This is a genomic window from Geodermatophilus sp. SYSU D01036, assembly GCF_054050435.1.
The window spans coordinates 49377-69148 of record NZ_JBJGZJ010000005.1; the positions used below are offsets into that span (position 1 = coordinate 49377).

General features: G+C 75.5%; 18 protein-coding genes. 12 read left to right on the top strand and 6 right to left on the bottom strand.

Annotated elements, in window-relative coordinates; translation table 11 throughout:
- Positions 1 to 57: 57 nt before the first annotated feature.
- From ACI8AR_RS07825 to ACI8AR_RS07835, 3 genes are read left to right on the top strand one after another with little or no spacing between them, the layout of a single operon-like run.
- On the top strand, positions 58 to 1194 hold the full coding sequence (locus ACI8AR_RS07825; protein ID WP_457050501.1) for a carboxylate-amine ligase: 1137 nt from the start codon (positions 58 to 60) through the stop codon (positions 1192 to 1194).
- Positions 1195 to 2478, top strand: coding sequence for an erythromycin esterase family protein (locus ACI8AR_RS07830; RefSeq protein ID WP_457050502.1), 1284 nt, complete (start codon positions 1195 to 1197; stop codon positions 2476 to 2478). It begins immediately after the preceding gene.
- A gap of 2 nt (positions 2479 to 2480) precedes the next feature.
- Positions 2481 to 3146, top strand: coding sequence for an alpha/beta hydrolase (locus tag ACI8AR_RS07835; protein WP_457050503.1), 666 nt, complete (start codon positions 2481 to 2483; stop codon positions 3144 to 3146).
- A gap of 118 nt (positions 3147 to 3264) precedes the next feature.
- On the opposite strand, the gene ACI8AR_RS07840 is transcribed toward ACI8AR_RS07835, so the two are convergent.
- Positions 3265 to 4710 (bottom strand): NAD(P)/FAD-dependent oxidoreductase, encoded by a 1446-nt coding sequence (locus ACI8AR_RS07840; protein ID WP_457050504.1) that lies wholly within the window; start codon positions 4708 to 4710, stop codon positions 3265 to 3267.
- Between the two features lie 155 nt (positions 4711 to 4865).
- Between ACI8AR_RS07840 and ACI8AR_RS07845 the strand changes: the two genes are divergently transcribed.
- The 7 genes from ACI8AR_RS07845 (at position 4866) to ACI8AR_RS07875 (ending at position 13029) form a co-directional block, all read left to right on the top strand.
- The gene (locus tag ACI8AR_RS07845; protein ID WP_457050624.1) at positions 4866 to 5531 is read left to right on the top strand and encodes an alpha/beta fold hydrolase; all 666 of its coding nucleotides are present in this window, start codon (positions 4866 to 4868) and stop codon (positions 5529 to 5531) included.
- A gap of 4 nt (positions 5532 to 5535) precedes the next feature.
- Entirely contained in the window at positions 5536 to 6702 is a 1167-nt protein-coding gene (locus tag ACI8AR_RS07850; RefSeq protein WP_457050505.1) for an ROK family protein, read from the top strand.
- Positions 6703 to 6878: 176 nt separating this feature from the next.
- The gene (locus ACI8AR_RS07855) at positions 6879 to 8429 is read left to right on the top strand and encodes a sugar ABC transporter ATP-binding protein (RefSeq protein WP_457050506.1); all 1551 of its coding nucleotides are present in this window, start codon (positions 6879 to 6881) and stop codon (positions 8427 to 8429) included.
- Positions 8430 to 8440: 11 nt separating this feature from the next.
- Positions 8441 to 9601: an ABC transporter permease gene (locus tag ACI8AR_RS07860; protein ID WP_457050507.1), complete on the top strand. Its 1161-nt coding sequence runs from the start codon at positions 8441 to 8443 to the stop codon at positions 9599 to 9601.
- A 103-nt stretch (positions 9602 to 9704) separates the two neighbouring features.
- Positions 9705 to 10760, top strand: a complete 1056-nt coding sequence (locus ACI8AR_RS07865; RefSeq protein WP_457050508.1) for a substrate-binding domain-containing protein — start codon at positions 9705 to 9707, stop codon at positions 10758 to 10760.
- A gap of 59 nt (positions 10761 to 10819) precedes the next feature.
- A complete protein-coding gene (locus ACI8AR_RS07870; RefSeq protein WP_457050509.1) occupies positions 10820 to 12001 on the top strand; it encodes a Gfo/Idh/MocA family protein in 1182 nt (393 codons plus the stop codon).
- A 20-nt stretch (positions 12002 to 12021) separates the two neighbouring features.
- Positions 12022 to 13029: a sugar phosphate isomerase/epimerase family protein gene (locus ACI8AR_RS07875; protein WP_456937304.1), complete on the top strand. Its 1008-nt coding sequence runs from the start codon at positions 12022 to 12024 to the stop codon at positions 13027 to 13029.
- Between the two features lie 51 nt (positions 13030 to 13080).
- Here ACI8AR_RS07875 and ACI8AR_RS07880 read toward each other — a convergent pair whose 3' ends face one another.
- Both ACI8AR_RS07880 and ACI8AR_RS07885 read right to left on the bottom strand, forming a co-directional pair.
- Positions 13081 to 14019: an alpha/beta hydrolase family protein gene (locus tag ACI8AR_RS07880; RefSeq protein ID WP_457050510.1), complete on the bottom strand. Its 939-nt coding sequence runs from the start codon at positions 14017 to 14019 to the stop codon at positions 13081 to 13083.
- On the bottom strand, positions 14016 to 14354 hold the full coding sequence (locus ACI8AR_RS07885; RefSeq protein ID WP_457050511.1) for a hypothetical protein: 339 nt from the start codon (positions 14352 to 14354) through the stop codon (positions 14016 to 14018). The genes ACI8AR_RS07880 and ACI8AR_RS07885 overlap by 4 nt, the downstream gene beginning before the upstream one ends.
- Before the next feature lie 64 nt (positions 14355 to 14418).
- Here ACI8AR_RS07885 and ACI8AR_RS07890 point away from each other — a divergent pair, with 64 nt between their 5' ends.
- Positions 14419 to 14958 (top strand): helix-turn-helix domain-containing protein, encoded by a 540-nt coding sequence (locus ACI8AR_RS07890; protein WP_457050512.1) that lies wholly within the window; start codon positions 14419 to 14421, stop codon positions 14956 to 14958.
- Between the two features lie 4 nt (positions 14959 to 14962).
- Here ACI8AR_RS07890 and ACI8AR_RS07895 read toward each other — a convergent pair whose 3' ends face one another.
- The 3 genes from ACI8AR_RS07895 to ACI8AR_RS07905 form a co-directional block, all read right to left on the bottom strand.
- Entirely contained in the window at positions 14963 to 15484 is a 522-nt protein-coding gene (locus ACI8AR_RS07895; RefSeq protein WP_457050513.1) for a hypothetical protein, read from the bottom strand.
- 73 nt (positions 15485 to 15557) lie between these two features.
- Entirely contained in the window at positions 15558 to 17144 is a 1587-nt protein-coding gene (locus tag ACI8AR_RS07900; protein WP_457050514.1) for a DEAD/DEAH box helicase, read from the bottom strand.
- A 235-nt stretch (positions 17145 to 17379) separates the two neighbouring features.
- The gene (locus ACI8AR_RS07905; RefSeq protein WP_457050515.1) at positions 17380 to 18375 is read right to left on the bottom strand and encodes a GlxA family transcriptional regulator; all 996 of its coding nucleotides are present in this window, start codon (positions 18373 to 18375) and stop codon (positions 17380 to 17382) included.
- 73 nt (positions 18376 to 18448) lie between these two features.
- On the opposite strand from ACI8AR_RS07905, the gene ACI8AR_RS07910 reads away from it, so the two are divergent.
- On the top strand, positions 18449 to 19771 hold the full coding sequence (locus ACI8AR_RS07910) for an MFS transporter (protein ID WP_457050516.1): 1323 nt from the start codon (positions 18449 to 18451) through the stop codon (positions 19769 to 19771).
- Position 19772: the final 1 nt, after the last annotated feature.

A 19772-nucleotide genomic window follows, 5' to 3' on the forward strand; every position in this document is an offset into this window, starting at 1 on the left:
ACCCCGGCGGCCGTAGCGTCGGCCTGCCCGGCGTCCGGACCGGCACCGAGGAGGGGCGTGCGCACCGACGGCCTGCAGACCGAGGGCGGTGCGGTCGGGCGCACCCTCGGCGTCGAGGAGGAGTTCCACCTCGTCTCCCCGGACACCCTGGAGCTGACGCCCGGCCCGCGGGCGTCCGCGGCGGCGCTGGCCGGCGAGGCGGGGGAGCGGGTGCACCCGGAGATCGCCACCACGCAGCTGGAGATCGCCACCGGCGTGTGCACCACGCTCGAGCAGGTGCGCGCGGAGCTGGTAACGGCCCGCACCGAGGCGGCCGCCGCGGCCGAGCGGGACGGCCTGCTGCTCCTGCCCGCCTCCACCCACCCGTGGGACTCCTGGCACACCATGCCGGTCACCCCCGGCGAACGGTACGAGGCGATGGTCGACCGCTGGGCCGGGCTCGCCCGCCAGCAGGACATCTGCGGCTGCCACGTGCACGTCGGCGTCCCCGACCTCGACACCGCCGTCGCCGTGCTCGACCGCACCCGCCCCTACCTGCCGGTGCTGCTCGCGATGACCGGCAGCTCGCCGTTCCACGACGGCGTGGACACCGGCTACGAGTCCTGGCGGACGCTGTGGTGGACCCGCTTCCCGCACGCCGGCGCGCCCGAGCCGCTCGGTGACGCCGACGGCTACCGCCGGGTGCTGACCGCGCTGGTCGCCTCCGGCGTGGTGGCCGACGGGTCGCACCTGTACTGGGACATCCGCCCCTCGGCACGGCTGCCCACGATCGAGTTCCGGCTGGCCGACGTCTGCACCACCCTCGACGACACCGTCCTGCACGCCGCGCTGGTCCGCTCCCTGGTGCGGGTGCTCGCCGGGCGGGCGCAGCGGGGCGAGCCGGTGCCGGAGCTGCGCCCGGAGGTGCTGCGCGCGGCGCGGTGGCGGGCGGCCCGCTCCGGGCTCAGCGGCCCGCTGTTCGACCCGCTGCGCGAGGAGCTGGTCGACGCCCGCACCGCGGTGACGGGGCTGCTGGCGGAGCTCGAGGAGGACCTGACCGGCGCGGGGGAGTGGGACGAGGTCACCGCCCGGGTGCAGGACCTGCTCGGCCGGGGTACGTCGGCGGCGCGGCAGCGGAGCACCTGGCTGCGCACGGGCGACCGCCGGGCGGTCGCGGAGTGGGTCGTCCGCGAGGGGGCGGCCGGGAGGACCTGAATGGACGGCTTCGGGGAGCTGGCCCGCCCGCTGCGCGACGCCGCCGACCTGGACCCGCTGCTCGAGCGGATCGGGGACGCGCGCGTGGTGGCGGTCGGCGAGGCCAGTCACGGCACGCACGAGTACTACGCCTGGCGCGCCGCGCTGACCCGCCGGCTGGTCGAGGAGCACGGGTTCGGGCTGGTCGCGGTCGAGGGCGACTGGCCCGACTGCGACCGCGTCGACCGCAGCGTGCGGCTGCGGCCCGGGGGCGCCGAGGACCCGCGGACGGCGCTGGACGCGATCGGCCGCTGGCCGACCTGGATGTGGGCCAACGACGACGTCGTCGACTTCTGCCGCCGGCTGCGGGAGTGGAACGCCGGCCGTCCCGGGGCCGAGCGGGTGCGCTTCGCCGGCCTCGACGTCTACAGCCTCTGGAACTCGATGCACGAGCTGCTGGCGTGGGTGCAGGAGCACGAGCCCGGGCACGTCGACGCGGCGAAGCGGGCCCTGCGCTGCTTCGAGCCCTTCGGCGAGGACGGCGTCGAGTACGCCTTCGCCCAGCGGTTCGCCCCGGCGGCGTGCGAGGAGACCGTCGTCGCGCTGCTGAGCCGGCTGTGCGAGCAGCGCGGCGCGGACGGAGGCACGGGGGACGACGCCGACGACCGGTTCGGCGCCGAGCAGAACGCCGCGGTGGTCGTCGGCGCGGAGCGCTACTACCGGGCGATGGTCGGCGGCTCGGCGGAGTCGTGGAACGTCCGGGACGTGCACATGGCAGACACCCTCGACCGGCTGGTGGACCACACCGGCGCGAAGGCCGTGGTCTGGGAGCACAACACGCACGTCGGCGACGCCCGGGCCACCGACATGGCCGACGCCGGCATGACCAACGTCGGCCGGCTGCTGCGCGAGCGGCACGGCGCCGGCGACGTCGTCCTGGTGGGGTTCGCCGGCCACCGCGGCGGCGTGATCGCGGGCCGGGAGTGGGGCGCGCAGATGGAGCGGATGACCGTGCCGCCCGCGCGCGAGGGGAGCCTCGAGGACCTGCTGCACCGCGAGGTCGGGCGCGACGCGCTCGTCGTCGTCCCGCGCGGGGAGCGCCCGGACTGGCTGGACCGGCGGCTGGGGCACCGGGCGATCGGCGTCGTCTACCGGCCGGAGCGGGAGCGCTGGGGCAACTACGTGCCCACGGTGACCGGCGACCGCTACGACGCCCTGCTCTACCTGGAGGAGACGACGCCGCTGCGGCCGCTGCACCTCGAGCGGCCGGACGAGCACGTGCCGCCCATGGCGCACGCCGTCTGACCGTGGCCGCCCCCGCCGCCACCGGCCGCCTCGACACCCGGCCGGGCCCGCAGCCCGCCGGCCCGCCGCTGCCGCCCGGCACGACGGCGCTGGAGCTGGGCGGCCCGCAGGCGCTGGTCGCCGTCCCCGGCGGCCCGCCCGGCCCGCGGCCGCTGCTCGTGTTCTGCCACGGGGCGGGCGGGACGGCGGACCAGTCGCTGGCCGCGGTGGGCGAGGTCGCCGCCGCCCGCGGGGTCGCGGTCCTCGCGACCTCCTCGGTCGCCTCGACCTGGGACCTGCTGGCCGGCGGGCTCGGCCGGGACGTGGCGGTCCTCGACGCCGCGCTGGCGCAGGTCGCCGCCGGGCTCGCGGTCTCCCGGGTCGCGCTCGGCGGCTTCTCCGACGGTGGCTCGTACGCGCTCTCGCTCGGGCTGGCCAACGGCGACCTGTTCGAGGCGCTGCTGGCGTTCTCACCGGGCTTCGTCGCCCCGCCCGGCCGCACCGGGCGGCCGCGGATCTGGATCGCGCACGGCACCCGCGACCGCGTGCTGCCGGTGGCGCGCTGCGGCCGCCGGGTGTCCCGGGACCTGACCGCGGCCGGCTACGACGTCACCTACGACGAGTTCGACGGCGGCCACGTCGTCACGCCCGGCCTGGTCACCGCGGCGCTGGACACCTGGCTGCGCTGAGCACCGGGCCGGGCGGGTCCCGGACGCGCGACGGCCCGGGCCCCTCGAGGGGGTCCGGGCCGTCGGACGTGCGGTGCGGCTAGGCGGTGCGGCTAGGCGGTGCGGCTAGGCGGTGCGGCTAGGCGGTGCGGCGGCCGACGAAGTCGTGCTGCTGCTCGCCGTTGACCTCGTCCGGGGTGTCCGGGTGGTCCTTCGGCCCGCCGGTCTTCGACGCCTCGAAGCCCGGGCCGAGCTTCTCCAACGCCAGCCGGCCGTAGACCTGCTGCTGGGTGGCGACCCGCTGCGAGCGGCCGCGGCCGAGGAAGCTGACCATCCAGTGCAGCACGGTGGTGACCCGGCTCTTGAAGCCGATGATGTAGAAGAGGTGCACCACCAGCCAGATCACCCAGGCGATGAAGCCCTCGAACTTCATCTTCTTGATGTCGGCGACCGCGGAGAACCGCGAGATGGTCGCCATGTTGCCCTTGTCCCGGTACCGGAACGCGCCGCGCGGCGCCTTGCCGGCGAGCTTGCGCTTGATCTGGTCGGCGGCGTAGCGCCCGCCCTGGATGGCCACCTGCGCGACGCCGGGGTACTTGTCGGGGTGGTTGGCCATGTCGCCGACGACGTGGATCTCGGGGTGTCCGGGCAGCGTCAGGTCCGACTGGACGGCGATGCGCCCGGCGCGGTCGACCTCGGCACCGGTGCGGTCCCCGAGCAGCCGGCCCAGCGGCGAGGCCTGCACGCCGGCCGCCCACACCTTGGTGGCCGCGGAGATGCGGCGCTGCTGGCCGTCGGCGTCCTTGACGGTCAGGCCGTCGGCGTCCATGTCGGTGACCAGCGCACCGAGCTGCACCTCGACGCCGATCTCGTTGAGGTGCCGGCGGGCCTTCTCGCCCAGCTTGGGCCCGAACGGCGGCAGCACCTGCGGCGCGCCGTCGAGCAGGATGATGCGGGCCCGCTGCGGGTCGATGTTGCGGAAGTCGCGGCGCAGCGTGCGGTGCGCGAGCTCGGCGATCTGCCCGGCCATCTCCACGCCGGTCGGGCCGGCGCCGACGACCACGAAGGTCATCAGCCGGTCGACCTCGGCGGGGTCGGTGGCGAGCTCGGCCAGCTCGAACGCGCCGAAGATGCGGCCGCGCAGCTCGAGGGCGTCGTCGATGCTCTTCATGCCGGGGGCGAACTCGGCGAACCGGTCGTTGCCGAAGTACGACTGCCCCGCACCCGCGGCGACGATCAGCTCGTCGTAGGGGTGGATCGTGGTGCGGCCCAGGATGGTCGAGGTGACCGTGCGGGCGTCCACGTCGATGTCCACGACCTCGCCCAGGACCACCTTGGCGTTCTTCTGGTGGCGCAGCACCTCGCGGGTGGCCGGGGCGATCTCGCCCTCGGAGAGGATGCCGGTGGCCACCTGGTAGAGCAGCGGCTGGAACAGGTGGTGGCCGGTCTTGGCGACCACGGTGACGTCGACGTCGGCGTTGCGCAGGGCCTTCGCGGCGAACAGCCCGCCGAAGCCGGAGCCGATGATCACCACCCGCGGCCGGCCGGTCGACGAGCTGGCTGTGGGCGCAGGTGATGTCGTCATGATGACTGTGATCCTCTCCCGTCAGGGGCTCCGCTGTCTCCCGGTGGGCCGGTCACGGGGGTGATACCCGTCACGGCTGCCCTCCGCCGGTGCACTCGCGGTGTCCGGTCCTACCCGGTACAACCAGGTCGGTGCCCGTCGTCATCCCCCGGCTGGTGGTAGTCCCGGGTCTGGGCCTGGACGGGCGGTCGTGGTCACGGCTGTGCCGGCGGTTGCCCGCCGACGTCGTCCTCCTACCCGGGATGGGCCGGTCTGCACCTGTGCCCTCGCTCGACGTGCTGGCCGCCCGGCTGCGGGACCGGCTCGGCCCCGGTCCGGTCGTGCTGGCCGGGCACTCGCAGGGCTGCCAGGTGGTGGCCGCGGCCGCCGTCGACCCGCGGGTGGCCGGCGTCGTCCTGCTCGGCCCGACGACCGACCCGCGGCTGCGCCGGCCGCCGCGGCTGGCCGGGTGGTGGCTCCGGACGGCGCTGCGCGAGCCCTGGTGGCAGGTGCCGCTGGTCCTGGCGCAGTGGCTGCGCACCGGTCCACGGGCGATGCGGGCGCTGTGGCGGGTGGCCGCGCCCGACCGCATCGAGGCCCGGCTGCGCGCCGTCGGCGTCCCGGTGACCGTCGTCCGCGGCACGCGTGACCGGCTCTGCCGCGCCGACTGGGCGGCCGCGGTGGCCGCCGCCGCGCCGTCGGGGCGGGTGGTCGAGGTGCCCGGGGCCGCGCACATGACCGTCCAGACCCACCCGGACGCCGTCGCCGCCGTCCTCCGGCAGGTTCTCGGAGCTGCCGGGATCGCGGAGGAGGGGGGACGCGCCTCCGGCGTGTCACCATGACGTCATGGCCTCCACCTCCGCCTCGCCCGGCGCACTGCTGCACCACGTGCGCACCGGCCGCGCGCGGAGCCGGGCCGAGCTGGTCGCGCTCACCGGGGCCGCGCGCAACACCGTCAGCGCCCGCGTCGACCAGCTGATCGCCGCCGGCCTGCTGCAGGAGGGCGGCCGCGGCGGCAGCACCGGCGGGCGCCCGCCGACGCTGCTGCGGTTCAACAGCGGCGCGGGCTGCGTGCTCGCGGTCGACCTGGGGGTGACCAGCGTCGACGTCGCGGTCACCGACCTGTCCGCGCAGATCCTCGCCACCGTGGGCCACCCGATCGACATCGCCGACGGCCCCGACGTGGTGCTCGCCGAGGTGGACCGGCTGGCCCAGAAGGTGCTCGCCGAGGCCGGGCTGACCCCGGCCGACGTGTGCGCCGTCGGGGTGGGCGTGCCCGGGCCGGTGGAGTTCTCGACGGGGCGGCCGTCGCACCCGCCGATCATGCCGGGCTGGCACGACCACGACATCCCCGGCGCGTTCGCCCGCTACGGCTGCCCGGTCCTGGTCGACAACGACGTCAACGTCATGGCGCTCGGGGAGATCGGCGTCGGTGGCTCGGCCGAGGACGTGCTGGTGGTCAAGGTCGGCACCGGCATCGGCTGCGGGGTCATCGTCGACGGCGAGGTGTACCGGGGCGCGCAGGGCAGCGCCGGCGACATCGGGCACATCCACGTGCCGACGCCGGACGGCCGCACCGTGCTGTGCCGCTGCGGCAACGAGAACTGCCTCGAGGCGCTCGCCGGCGGTGGCGCGCTGCTCCGCGACGCCGTCGAGGCGGGGCTGCCGGTGACCAGCACCCGGCAGGTCATCGAGCTCGCCGCGCAGGGCGACGGCCCGGCGCTGGAACTGGTCCGGCGGGCCGGCCGCACCATCGGCACGGTGCTGGCCGCGCTGGTCAACTTCTTCAACCCGCACCGGATCGTGATGACCGGCGGGGTGGCGCAGGCCGGCGCGCCGCTGCTGGCCGGCATCCGCGAGGCGGTCTACGGCCGCTCGATGCCGCTGGCCGCCCGCGCGCTGGAGATCACCGTCAGCGACGCCCCCGACCTGTCCGGCCGGGTGGGCGCCGCGCTCATGGCCATCCAGGGCTACCTCGACGAGGACTCGGTCCACCAGGCCCTGGCCCGCTGAGCCACCGGCTGCCGTCGAGGGACGGCAGAAATGGCCATTTCTGCCCTGACCTGGCCGGTCGCAGGTCTCGGTTCGGTGACACCGCTCACGGCCCCTTGACCCCTTGTGACTCCGTTCATATGGTCACCGCTGCACAGACTAATGGTCAGCGTTGAGCAGAAGTCCGAGGTGAGGCCATGCCACCGGCAGGGGCGCCGCTGCTGGAGATGCACGGCATCGTCAAGACCTTCCCGGGCGTCCGTGCGCTCGGGGGCGTGGACCTCGACGTCCGCGCGGGGGAGGTGCACTGCCTCCTCGGCCAGAACGGCGCCGGCAAGTCGACCCTGATCAAGGTCCTCGCCGGCGCCCACCAGCCCGACGAGGGCGCCATCTGGTGGCGCGGCGAGCAGGTCCGGCTGTCCACGCCGCAGGCCGCGCTCGGGCTGGGCATCGCGACGATCTACCAGGAGCTCGACCTCGTCGCCGGGCTCACCGTCGCCGACAACGTCTTCCTCGGCCGGGAGCAGGCCCAGATGGGCTTCGTGCGGCCGCGCGAGCTCAACCGGCGGGCGGGGGAGCTGCTCACCCGGCTCGGCCACCCCGAGATCCGGCCGGCCGCCGAGGTCGGCTCGCTGCCCGCGGCCTCCCAGCAGATGGTGAGCATCGCGCGGGCGCTGTCCCAGGACGCGCGGCTGATCATCATGGACGAGCCCTCGGCGGTCCTCGACAACGAGGAGGTCGAGCGGCTGTTCACGGTCATCCGCGACCTCACCGCGCACGACGTCGCCGTCGTCTACATCTCCCACCGGCTGGAGGAGATCCGCGAGATCGGCGACCGGATCACCGTCCTCAAGGACGGCAGGACCGTCGCCACCGGGCTGCCGGCCCGCGAGACGCCGACCCGCGAGGTCATCACGCTGATGACCGGCCGGGACATCGAGTACGTCTTCCCCGAGCGGCACCACCGCCCCGCGCCCACCGCCGAGCCGGTGCTAGAGGTCGAGGACCTGTCGCTGCACGGCTCGTTCTCCCACGTCTCCTTCACCGTGCGCCCGGGCGAGATCGTCGGGCTGGCCGGGCTGGTCGGCTCGGGCCGGTCCGAGATCCTCGAGACCGTCTACGGCGCCCGGCGCGCCACCGGCGGCAGCGTCCGCGTGGACGGGCGCCGGCTGCGGCACGGCGACGTCGGCGCCGCGGTGGCCGCGGGGGTCGGGCTCGCGCCCGAGGAGCGCAAGAGCCAGGCGCTGCTGCTCGGCGAGTCCGTCGCCCGCAACATCAGCATCTCCAGCCTGGCGCGCTTCGCCAGGGGCGGCTTCCTGTCCGGCGCCGCCGAGCGCGAGGCCGCCCGCGAGCAGGTGAAGTCGCTCGACGTGCGCCCGGCCGACGAGACCCGCGAGGTGCGCACCCTCTCCGGCGGCAACCAGCAGAAGGTCGTGCTCGCCCGCTGGCTGCTGCGCGACTGCCGGGTGCTGCTGCTCGACGAGCCCACCCGCGGCGTCGACGTCGGGGCGCGCTCGGAGATCTACGCGCTGGTGCGCGACCTCGCCGACCGCGGCGTCGCCGTGGTCGTCGTCTCCAGCGAGATCCCGGAGGTGCTCGGTCTGGCCGACCGGGTCCTCGTCGTCGCGGAGGGCCGGGTGCTGGCGGAGGAGCCCGCCTCGGCCCTCGACGAGCACCGCGTGCTCGACCTGGTCATGGAGGGGACGTCGACGCACGGCGTCCCGGTGCACGAAGGGGACGTCGCATGAGTGGGCAGGGCATGAGTGAGGGCAGCACCGCGGTGACCGCGGGCTCCGGCAAGGACGCCGGCCGGAACCGGTCGGGTGGCGGGTTCATGAGCGGACCGGTCGGCCGCAACCTGGGCCTGGTCGTCGCGCTGGTGGTCCTGTGCGTGGTCGGCGTCATCACGGCGGGGGACCGCTTCGCCGACGTCGACAACATCCTGACCATCCTGCGGCTGGCCTCGGTCATCGGTGTGGTCAGCGTCGGCATGACGTTCGTGATCATCGGCGGCGGCATCGACCTGTCGGTCGGCGCGCTGGTGGCGCTGGCGTCGGTGTGGGCCACGACGCTGGCCACCCAGCAGATGGCCGAGGACTTCCACTGGATCGTCATGGTCTTCACCGCGCTGGTCGTCGGCGCGGTGGCCGGGCTGGTCAACGGTGTGGTCATCGCCTACGGCAAGCTCGCGGCCTTCATCGCCACCCTCGCGATGCTCGCCGCCGCGCGCGGCCTGGCCGAGATCATCGCCAACCGGCGCACCCAGATCGTGCGGGACAGCGACTTCCTGTCCTTCTTCTCCGGTGACGTGCTCGGCGTCCCGACCCTGGTGATCATCTTCGCGCTGGTCGCGGTCGCCGGGTGGGTGCTGCTCAACCGGACCACGTTCGGCCGGCGCACCTTCGCCGTCGGCGGCAACGCCGAGGCCGCCCGCCTCGCGGGCATCCGGGTGCAGCGGCACACCGTCAAGCTCTACGTGCTCTCCGGCATCACCTGCGGCATCGCCGCGGTGATGATCATGGCGCGGACGACGACGGGCAGCTCGACCCACGGCACGCTCTACGAGCTCGACGCCATCGCCGCGGTCGTCATCGGCGGCACGCTGCTCATCGGCGGGCGCGGGACGATCGTCGGCACCGTCCTCGGCGTCCTCATCTTCACGACGCTCGGCAACGTCTTCACGCTCAACAACCTGTCGAGCTCGGCGCAGGCCGTGGCCCGCGGCGTGATCATCATCCTCGCCGTCCTGCTGCAGCAGCGGCTGGCCACCGGCGGGTTCAGCTTCCGCCGGCCCACCGCGGGACCGCCGTCCGGCGGCCTGCCCGCCGCGGGCGGCCCGGCCGGGGCGGTCTCCGGCGGCTCGGCCGCCGAGGGCGGCCCGGGCGGCACCCGCCCGGCCGCGAGCGGCAAGACCCTCTGACTCCCGGCGCGCGAGCCCGCGCGCCGGACCGCACCACCCACCGGACTCCCGTCCGGTGGCAGCCCAGCGCCTCCGGAGAGGAGGCGACACCCGAGGAGAGAGCATGTCTGCAACGAGACAGCGTCCGTTCCGCCGCCTGCCGTACGCCACGGTCGCCCTGCTCAGCGCGGGCGTGCTCGTGGCCGGCTGCACGAGCAACACGCCGGAGGAGTCGGGCGGCGGCGGCGGGGGCAACCAGGCCGCCAGCGACAACGACGAGGCCGGCGACACCGTCACCATCGGCTTCTCGGCGCCGGCCGCCGACCACGGCTGGATGGCCGGCATCACGGAGGCCGCCCGCGCCGAGGCCGAGAACTACGAGGACGTGGAGTTGGTGGTCGCGGAGGGCACCAACGACGTCAGCACCCAGATCAGCCAGGTGGAGACGTTCATCAACGACGGCGTCGACGCCATCGTGCTGCTGCCCTTCGACGGCGCGGCGATGACCCCGGTCGCGCTGCAGGCGATGGAGGCCGGCATCCCGGTCATCAACGTCGACCGCGAGTTCGACAGCCCGTTCGCCGCCCGGTCGACGGTCCTCGGCGACAACTACGGCATGGGCGTCTCGGCCGGCACCTACATCTGCGAGCAGCTGGGCGACAACCCCGACGCCGTCGTCGCGGAGATCGCCGGCATCGACTCGCTGCCGCTGACCCAGGACCGCAGCCAGGGCTTCGCCGACGCGCTGTCGGAGTGCGGGCTCAACGTCGACAACCGCGTCGCCGCCGACTTCACCGTCGAGGGCGGCGAGGAGGCCGCGGCCAACCTGCTCCAGGCCGCGCCGCAGATCGACGCCATCTGGAACCACGACGACGACCAAGGCGTCGGCGTCCTGGCCGCCATCGAGAACGCCGGCCGCGACGAGTTCTTCATGGTCGGCGGTGCCGGCTCGGCCAACGCGATGCGGGCGATCCAGGAGGGCAACTCCGTCCTCCAGGCGACGGTCATCTACCCGCACACGCAGGCCGCCGACGGCATCAAGCTGGCCCGGCTCGTCGCGCAGGACAAGAGCCTGTCGGACCTGACCTCACAGGGCGTCCCGCGGCGGACCGTGCTCAACGCGCCGGTCGTCACCGCGGAGAACGTCGACCAGTACATCGACGCCGCCTTCGAGTCCTGATCCACCCGGGCGGGGCCGCCGGTGCACGCCGGCGGCCCCGCCCCACTCCGGGAGTCCCCATGACCTCACCTGACCGGCCGACCCTCGGGGTGGGCCTCATCGGACACGCCTTCATGGGCGCGGCGCACTCGCAGGCCTGGCGCACCGCCCCCCACTTCTTCGACCTCCCGCTGCGCCCCGAGCTCACCGTGCTGGCGGGCCGGGACCGGGAGCGGGCCACCGACGCCGCCGCCCGCCTGGGCTGGGCCTCGGTGGAGACCGACTGGCGGCGGGTCCTCGAGCGCGACGACGTCGGCCTGGTCGACGTCTGCACCCCCGGCGACACCCACGCCGAGATCGCCATCGCGGCGCTGGAGGCCGGCAAGCACGTCCTGTGCGAGAAGCCGCTGGCCAACTCCGTCGCCGAGGCCGAGGCCATGACCGAGGCCGCCGAGCGCGCCGCCGCCCGCGGCGTCCGCTCGATGGTCGGGTTCACCTACCGCCGGGTGCCGGCGATCGGGCTGGCCCGGCAGCTGGTCGCGGAGGGCCGGATCGGCCAGGTGCGCCACGTGCGCGCCCAGTACCTGCAGGACTGGATCGCCGACCCGTCGGCGCCGATGTCGTGGCGGCTGGAGAAGGACAAGGCCGGCTCGGGGGCGCTCGGCGACATCGGCGCGCACATCGTCGACCTCACGCAGTACATCACCGGGGAGACGGTCACCGGCGTCAGCGCCCTGCTCGAGACGTTCGTCAAGGAGCGCCCGCTGCCCGCCGCGGCCGGGTCGCTGTCCGGCGTCGCGGGGGAGGGCACCGGCCAGGTCACCGTCGACGACACCGCGGTGTTCCTCGGCCGGTTCTCCGGCGGCGCGGTGGCCACCTTCGAGGCGACCCGGTTCGCCCTGGGCCGCAAGAACGCCATCCGCATCGAGGTCAACGGCTCCGCCGGCAGCCTGGCCTTCGACTTCGAGGACATGAACGTCCTGCAGCTGTTCGACGGCAGCGAGCCGGCCGAGGTGGCGGGCTTCCGCCGCATCCTCGTGACCGAGCCCGGGCACCCCTACGTGTCGGCCTGGTGGCCGGCCGGGCACGGGCTGGGCTACGAGCACGGCTTCACCCACCAGGTCGTCGACCTGCTCACCGCCATCGCCAAGCAGGAGGACCCCACGCCGTCCTTCGCCGACGGCCTGCAGGTGCAGCGGGTGCTCGAGGCCGTCGAGCGCAGCGCCGCGGCCGACTCCGTGTGGACCCCCGTCCCCGCCTGACCCGAGAGGACACCCCCGCCATGCCCCGTCCCGTCACCCTGTTCACCGGCCAGTGGGCCGACCTGCCGTTCGAGGAGGTGGCCCGGCTGGCGTCCGAGTGGGGCTACGACGGCCTGGAGATCGCCTGCTGGGGCGACCACCTCGACGTCGAGCGCGCCGCGAACGACGACTCCTACGTGGAGGAGCGGCTCGCGCTGCTCGACAAGTACGGCCTGAAGGTCTGGGCCATCTCCAACCACCTCAACGGCCAGGCCGTCTGCGACGACCCGATCGACGAGCGGCACCGCGACATCGTCAACAAGCGCGTCTGGGGCGACGGCGACCCCGAGGGCGTGCGGCAGCGCGCCGCCGAGGAGATGAAGCTCACCGCCCGCGCGGCGGCGAAGCTCGGCGTGGAGACCGTCGTCGGGTTCACCGGGTCGAAGATCTGGAAGGCCGTGGCGATGTTCCCGCCGGCCCCGGCCTCGATGATCGAGGACGGCTACGCCGACTTCGCCGCCCGCTGGAACCCGATCCTCGACGTCTTCGACGAGGTCGGCGTCCGGTTCGCCCACGAGGTGCACCCGTCGGAGATCGCCTACGACTACTGGACGACGGTCCGCACCCTCGAGGCGATCGGCCACCGCGAGGCCTTCGGCCTCAACTGGGACCCCAGCCACTTCGTGTGGCAGGACCTGGACCCGGTCTCGTTCATCTGGGACTTCAAGGACCGGATCTACCACGTCGACTGCAAGGACGCGAAGCGCCAGGTGGGCAACGGCCGCAACGGCCGGATGGGCTCGCACCTGCCGTGGGCCGACCCGCGGCGCGGCTGGGACTTCGTCTCCACCGGGCACGGCGACGTCCCGTGGGAGGCCTGCTTCCGGATGCTCAACACGATCGGCTACGACGGGCCGATCTCGGTGGAGTGGGAGGACGCCGGCATGGACCGCCTGGTCGGCGCCCCCGAGGCGCTCGCGTTCGTCCGCCGGCTGGCGTTCGACCCGCCGGCCGCGGCGTTCGACGCGGCCTTCTCCAGCGGCAACTAGGCGACCCCAGGAGGGCCGGGCACCCGATCGGGTGCCCGGCCCTCCGGCGTCTCAGGCGGGCACGCGCTCCAGGCCGGTCACCTGGCGGCACCAGCGGACGACGGCGCCGAGCACCTCGGCGTCGACGGGGCGGCGCAGCTCCCCGCGGTAGGCGCGCAGCGACGCCGGCCCCGGCTGCCGGCGCAGCGTGTGGGTGAGGTCGGGGACCCGCAGCGTCTCCACCGGCCCGCGGACCGTCCCCGCGATCGTCTCCAGGTCCGCCGCGGGCACCTGCACGTCCTTGCCGCCGGTCACCGCGAGCACCGGCACGGTCAGCCGGGCGAGGTCGGTGCGCGGGTCGTGGTCGAGGAACTCCCGGGTCCAGCGCGCGTTGACCCGGGCGCCGTCGATCCGCGCGACGTCGGTGGTCGTCGCCCGGATCCGCGCGTGGTTGGCGGCCACCCGCTTCTCCAGGTCGGTGCGCAGCAGCCGCAACAGGCCGCGGACCGGCGCGGGCAGCATCGGGGCGATCCGGCGCGCCTGCCAGCGGAGCAGCGCGTCGCCGGGCGTCGCGGAGCCGGCGAGCAGGACCACCCCGGCCACCGGGACGCCCCGGGCGGCGACCGCCGCGGCGAGCAGCGCGCCCTCGCTGTGGCCGGCCAGCACGATCCGGCCGGGGTCCACCTCCGGACGGGCGGCCAGCGCGTCCCGGGCCCGGGCCAGGTCGTCGGCGTTGTCGGTGAGCCCCGCGCGCCGCCAGTCCCCGCCGCCGCTGGCCCCGACGCCGCGCTTGTCGTACCGCAGCGAGGCCAGGCCGCCCTCGGCCAGCGCGTGCGCCAGCTCGCGGGTGACGCCGAACCGGGCGCGCCGGTGGTCCGAGTCGCGGTCGACCGGTCCCGAGCCGGGGGCCAGCAGCACCGCCGGCACCGGGCCTGGCGCGTCGGGGAGGGTGAGCGTGCCGGCCAGCGGGGGCTCGCCGGGCACGGTCACCGGCACCTCGCGGAGGCTCATCGCGGGGTCCCCGACAGCGCCGCGACGACGGCGGGCGCGTCGTCGACGGTCACCAGGACGGTGTCGACGCGCTGACCGGTCAGCTCCAGGCGCACGGCCGCCCCGCGCCGGACGCTCACGAACGACTTCCCGCCCCGCCGGCGCCAGGTGCCGATCTTGCGCACGCCGGGCACGCCGAGCCCGGGGGCGCGCAGGCCGCGGGCGGCGGCCAGCCCGTCGGGGACGACCTCGGCCGCGCGCACCGCGGTCAGCGGGACCTCGAGGTCGCGCAGCAGGCCGAGCACCTTCTCGGCCGGGGTGAGGGTGATCCGCAGGGTCTGGGATGTCGTCGTCACGGTCGCCATGGCATGATCATTCCCAACAGTGAGACCGTTGTCAATCATGAGAGAGGTCGAGCGCGTGGCGTCTGCGGACCTGCTGCTCCACCCGGTGCGCCTGCGCGTCGTGCAGGCCCTGCTGGGCGACCGGAGCCTGACCACCGGCGAGCTGCACGCCGAGCTGCCCGACGTCCCGGTGGCCACCCTCTACCGGCACGTCGGCGTGCTCGCCGAGGCCGGCGTGCTGGAGGTCGTGGGGGAGCGCCGGGTGCGGGGCAGCACCGAGCGCACCTACCGGCTGGTGACCGCCGCGGCCTCCGTCGGGCCGGAGGAGGCGGCGGGCATGACGCCCGAGCAGCACCGCCGCGCCTTCGGCACCTTCGTCGCGGCGCTGCTCGCGGACTTCGACCGCTGGGTCGACGCCGGTGCCGCCGCCCCGGACGGGCTCGATCCCGCCCGGGACGGCGTGGGCTACCGGATGACCGGGCTGTGGCTGGACGACGAGGAGTTCGCCGGCCTGCTCGACGACGTGCGCGCCGCGCTCCGCGCGCGCCTGGAGAACGCCCCGCGCGAGGGGCGCCGCCGTCGGCTGGTCGGGACGGTGTTCCTGCCGGGGGAGTGAGGGCTCAGGCGGCGCGGGCGGCCTTCCGCTCGGCCCGGCGCTCGGCCTTCGACACCCGCGCGTTGGCCTTGGCCAGGGTCTTCGCGGCCCGCTGCACGCGGCGGGAGCCGCGGTCCACGGTGCCCCGGGTCAGCAGGCCGACGCCGATGCCGAGCAGCCACACGTCCTTGGCGACGGTGAGGCCCTGCTCGGTCGGGGCCAGGCTGCCCTCCTTGCGCATGCCGGGCGTGCGCAGGTAGAGGCCGAGCAGGCCGCCGGCGAACCCGGTGAGCAGCGCGCCGGCCAGTGCGGTGGGCACGAACGGCGTCAGCAGCGCCGCGCCGACCGCGATCTCCGCCGTCGACAGCGCCTGGACGAACTGCCGCGGCTGGACGTCCTTGAGGAACGGGTACGTGCCGGAGGCGAAGCCGTGCAGGCCGGCGGCGGTCTGCTCGTCGGCGCCGCGCTTGCCCAGCCCGCTGTTGAGGATGAACGCGCCGGCCGAGATCCGGGGGCCGATCTCGGACAGGGTGATGGGCAGGGCCATCGGGCACCTCGCAGGGTCGTCGGGGACGGTCGGGACGACTCTTCCCGACCGTCCCCGGCGTGACACCCCCGGGTCAGCGACCCCCGCGCCGCGAGCGGCCGCTGAACGACGCCGCCGAGTGGGTCCCGGCGCGGGCGGCGAGCTCCGCGCGCGTGCGGGCCGGGCCCTGCGGGCTGCGGGCCTGTCCGCGGCTGCCGGTCGCCTTGCCGGCCGCCTTGGCGGGCGCCGCCGGGCTGGCAGCGGAGCCCCCGGCGGAGCGCCGGCGCCGGCCGCCGCCCTGGCCCTGCGGCTGGGGAACCGGGGCCGGGGCGGGCTCGACGTGCGGCGCGGCGGGGCCGGTGAGCGCGGTGATCTGCTCCGCACCGGGGCGCACCTGGCTCACGACCGGGGTGATGCCGGCCTGGCGGGTGAGCGTGCGCACCTCGCCGTTCTGGTCCGGGGTGGACAGCGTCACGACCGTGCCGCCGGCGCCGGCGCGGGCGGTGCGGCCGGAGCGGTGCAGGTAGGCCTTGTGCTCGGTCGGCGGGTCGACGTGCACGACCAGCGCGACGTCGTCGACGTGGATGCCGCGCGCGGCGATGTCGGTCGCGCAGAGCACCCGGGTGCCGCCGGTGCTGAACGCCTCGAGGTTGCGCTCGCGGGCGTTCTGGCTGAGGTTGCCGTGCAGGTCGACGGCGGGGATGCCGGCCGCGGTCAGCTGCCTGGCCAGCTTCTTGGCCTGGTGCTTGGTCCGGGTGAACAGCACGCTGCGGCCGAGGCCCGAGGCGAGCTGGCGCACGACCTCGGCCTTGTCGGCGGCGCTGACCTGGAACACGTGGTGGGTCATGGTGGCGACCGGCGCGACGGCGGGGTCCACCGAGTGCGTGACCGGCTGCGACAGGTAGCGCTTGACCAGCACGTCGACGCCGTTGTCCAGCGTGGCGGAGAACAGCAGCCGCTGGCCGCCCTGCGGGGTGCGGTCCAGCAGCCGCTTGACGCCGGGCAGGAAGCCGAGGTCGGCCATGTGGTCGGCCTCGTCGAGCACGGTCACCTCGACGGCGGACAGGTCGGCGTGGCCCTGGCCGATGAGGTCCTCGAGCCGGCCGGGGCAGGCGACGACGACGTCGACACCGGCGGCCAGCGCCTGCACCTGCGGGTTCTGCCCGACGCCGCCGAAGACGGTGGTGGCGCGCAGGCCGAGCGCCGTGGCCAGCGGCTCGACGGTGGCCATCACCTGGTTGGCCAGCTCGCGGGTCGGCACCAGGACCAGGGCCCGCGGCCTGCGCGGCTGCCGCCTGGTGGTCGAGGCGGCCAGGCGGGCCACCAGCGGCAGGCTGAAGGCGATGGTCTTGCCCGAGCCGGTGCGGCCGCGGCCGAGCACGTCGCGGCCGGCGAGGGAGTCGGGCAGCGTCGCGACCTGGATGGGGAACGGCGCGGTGATGCCGCTGGCGGTGAGCACCTCGACCAGCGGGGCGGGCACGCCGAGCTCGGCGAAGGTGGCGTCGGTGGGGAGCACGGTGGCGACGTCGCCGGCCGGGATCTCCTGCGGCTCCGGGGCCGTCTCGGTGGTGGCCGGCACCGTGGTGGCGGGGGCGGTGCTGCCGGCGCCGCGACCGCGGCCGCCGCGACGGCGGCGGGGCCGGGACGTGCCGGCGGGCGTGGGGGACTGCGGGGAGGTCATGGGTTCCTCGGTGGTACTCGGGTCGCCGTCCTCGGCCACCGCACGCGGGCGCACGCCGGCCCCGTCTGCGGGGCGGGTCGCGCCGTGGGCGACGTCGGACAGCCGGGCGCGCCTCCGTGGCGCTGCACCAGCCCGACGTCGAGTCCTGCAGCTCCGGATGAGCGAGGGCGGCGCCGGTATGCCCCACTCAACCAGACGCGGGGGCCGATCCTGCCGTGGGCGGGGGAGTCGCGCGTCACACCGCCGTGCGGCCGGCCCCGCGGTAGGTGCGGCGGTAGGCGCCGGGCGAGACCCCGATCGCGGCGCGCAGGTGGGCGCGCAGCGACGCCGGCGTGCCGAAGCCGGCGTCGGCGGCGACCCGGTCGACGGGGACGTCGGTGGACTCCAGCAGCCGGCGGGCCAGCGCGATCCGCTGCCCGGCGAGCCACCGCTGCGGCGACACCCCGGTCTCCTCGCGGAACCGCCGGGTGAAGGTGCGCACGCTCATCCGCGCGTGCGCGGCGAGGTCGGCGAGGCTCAGCGGCTCGCCCAGGCGCTCGAGCGCCCAGGCGCGGGTGGGCGCGGTCCCGGCGTCGCCGGCCTCGGGCAGCGGCCGCTCGACGAACTGCGACTGCCCGCCCTCCCGCCACGGCGCGACGACGTTGCGCCGCGCGACCCGGTTGGCCACCTCGCTGCCGTGGTCGCGCCGCACCAGGTGCAGCAGCAGGTCGATGCCCGCGGCCACGCCGGCGGAGGTGAGCACGTCGCCGTCGTCGACGAACAGGACGTCGGGGTCGAGCCGGACGGCGGGGAAGTTGCGGCGGAAGTGCTCGACGTCGCGCCAGTGCGTGGCGGCCGGCCGCCCGTCGAGCAGGCCGGCCGCGGCGAGCACCGAGGAGCCGGTGCAGATCGACACCATCCGCGCCCGGCCGGCCGCCTCGCGCAGGGCGTCGCGCAGTTCGCCGGGGATCCGGCCCTCGACGACGGCCGGGCCGCCCATGATCCCCGGGACGACGACGGTGTCCGCCTCCGCGAGCACCGACCCGTCGTGGTCGGGCAGCACCGAGAAGCCGTCGGCCGTGCGGACCGGCCGCCCGTCGAGCGTGGCCACCCGCACCCGGTAGAGGGGCCGGCCGTGCGCGTCCTCGGCCAGCCCGAGCAGGCGGTAGGGCAGTCCGAGCTCGAAGCCGACGACGCGGTCGACGGCGACCACGACCACCTCGTGCAGGGCCGGGGCCGGGCCGGATGTCATGGCCGGATCCTTGCACGTGTTGGCCGCCGGGCCACTGGCCCGGGAACCGGGCCGTCGGTCATGCTCTCCGCTCGTGACCACCGCCGCGCCGCCGCACGCCCGCCGTGTCCACCCCGCCTGGTGGGTGGCCGCGGTGACCTTCCTGGCGCTGGTCGGGGCCGCGGCCTTCCGCGCGGTGCCCGGGGTGCTCATCGACCCGCTGCGCGAGGAGTTCGGCTGGTCGGTCTCGACCATCTCGGCCGCCGTCGCGGTGAACATGGCGCTGTACGGGCTGACCGCGCCGTTCGCCGCGGCGCTCATGGAGCGGCTCGGCATCCGCCGGGTCGTCGTCGGCGCGCTGCTGCTCACCGCGCTCGGCAGCGGGCTGACCGTGTTCATGACGGCGAGCTGGCAGCTGGTGCTGCTGTGGGGGTTCGCGGTCGGGCTGGGCACCGGCTCGATGGCGCTGTCCCTGGTGGCCACGGTGACCGGCCGCTGGTTCGTGGCCCGCCGCGGGCTGGTCTCGGGGATCCTCACCGCCGGCGGCGCCACCGGGCAGCTGGTGTTCCTGCCGGTGGTCGCGGCGGTCGCGCAGACCGGCGGCGGCTGGCGCGCGGCGTCGCTGGGCACCACGGCCGCCGCGCTCGCCGTCGTCCCGCTGGTGGCCTGGCTGCTGCGCGACCGCCCGCGCGACGTCGGCGCCGTCCCCTACGGCGGGACCGCCGCCGACGACCCGGAGCCGGTGCGCACCGGTGCCGCGCGCACCGCCGTCCGCGGGCTGCTCGACGCCGCGCGCACCCGGCCGTTCTGGCTGCTCGCCGCGGGCTTCTTCATCTGTGGCGCCTCGACCAACGGGCTGGTGCAGCCGCACTTCATCCCGGCCGCGCACGACCACGGCATGCCGGTGACGACGGCGGCGTCGCTGCTCGCCGTCGTCGGGGTCTTCGACATCGCCGGTACCGTGCTGTCCGGCTGGCTCACCGACCGCACCGACCCGCGGGTGCTGCTGCTGGCCTACTACGCGCTGCGCGGGTTCTCGCTGTTCCTGCTGCCGCCCCTGTTCGGGCCGGACCTGCACGTCAGCATGATCGCGTTCATCGTCTTCTACGGGCTGGACTGGGTGGCCACCGTGCCGCCGACCCTGGCGCTGTGTCGCGAGCACTTCGGCGCGCGGGCGCCGGTCGTGTTCGGCTGGGTGTTCGCCTCGCACCAGGTGGGGTCGGCGGTGGCCGCGTTCGGCGGCGGGGTGGTCCGCGACGTCACCGGCTCCTACGACCTGGCCTGGTTCGGCGCCGGCGCCCTGTGCCTCGTGGCCGCGGCGCTGTCGATCTCCATCCGCCGCCGCCCGACGCCCGCCGCCCCGCCCGCGGCGCCCACCGAGCCGACCACCGCCTCGGCCGCCACCACCCACGGTTGAC

Bases quoted from the DNA above. Each gene is read 5' to 3' on its own strand.
- ACI8AR_RS07830 (WP_457050502.1), top strand. From the start codon at position 1,195: ATGGACGGCTTCGGGGAGCTGGCCCGCCCGCTGCGCGACGCCGCCGAC.
- ACI8AR_RS07840 (WP_457050504.1), bottom strand. From the start codon at position 4,710: ATGACGACATCACCTGCGCCCACAGCCAGCTCGTCGACCGGCCGGCCG.
- ACI8AR_RS07850 (WP_457050505.1), top strand. From the start codon at position 5,536: ATGGCCTCCACCTCCGCCTCGCCCGGCGCACTGCTGCACCACGTGCGC.
- ACI8AR_RS07855 (WP_457050506.1), top strand. From the start codon at position 6,879: ATGCCACCGGCAGGGGCGCCGCTGCTGGAGATGCACGGCATCGTCAAG.
- ACI8AR_RS07860 (WP_457050507.1), top strand. From the start codon at position 8,441: ATGAGTGAGGGCAGCACCGCGGTGACCGCGGGCTCCGGCAAGGACGCC.
- ACI8AR_RS07865 (WP_457050508.1), top strand. From the start codon at position 9,705: ATGTCTGCAACGAGACAGCGTCCGTTCCGCCGCCTGCCGTACGCCACG.
- ACI8AR_RS07870 (WP_457050509.1), top strand. From the start codon at position 10,820: ATGACCTCACCTGACCGGCCGACCCTCGGGGTGGGCCTCATCGGACAC.
- ACI8AR_RS07875 (WP_456937304.1), top strand. From the start codon at position 12,022: ATGCCCCGTCCCGTCACCCTGTTCACCGGCCAGTGGGCCGACCTGCCG.
- ACI8AR_RS07880 (WP_457050510.1), bottom strand. From the start codon at position 14,019: ATGAGCCTCCGCGAGGTGCCGGTGACCGTGCCCGGCGAGCCCCCGCTG.
- ACI8AR_RS07895 (WP_457050513.1), bottom strand. From the start codon at position 15,484: ATGGCCCTGCCCATCACCCTGTCCGAGATCGGCCCCCGGATCTCGGCC.
- ACI8AR_RS07900 (WP_457050514.1), bottom strand. From the start codon at position 17,144: ATGACCTCCCCGCAGTCCCCCACGCCCGCCGGCACGTCCCGGCCCCGC.
- ACI8AR_RS07905 (WP_457050515.1), bottom strand. From the start codon at position 18,375: ATGACATCCGGCCCGGCCCCGGCCCTGCACGAGGTGGTCGTGGTCGCC.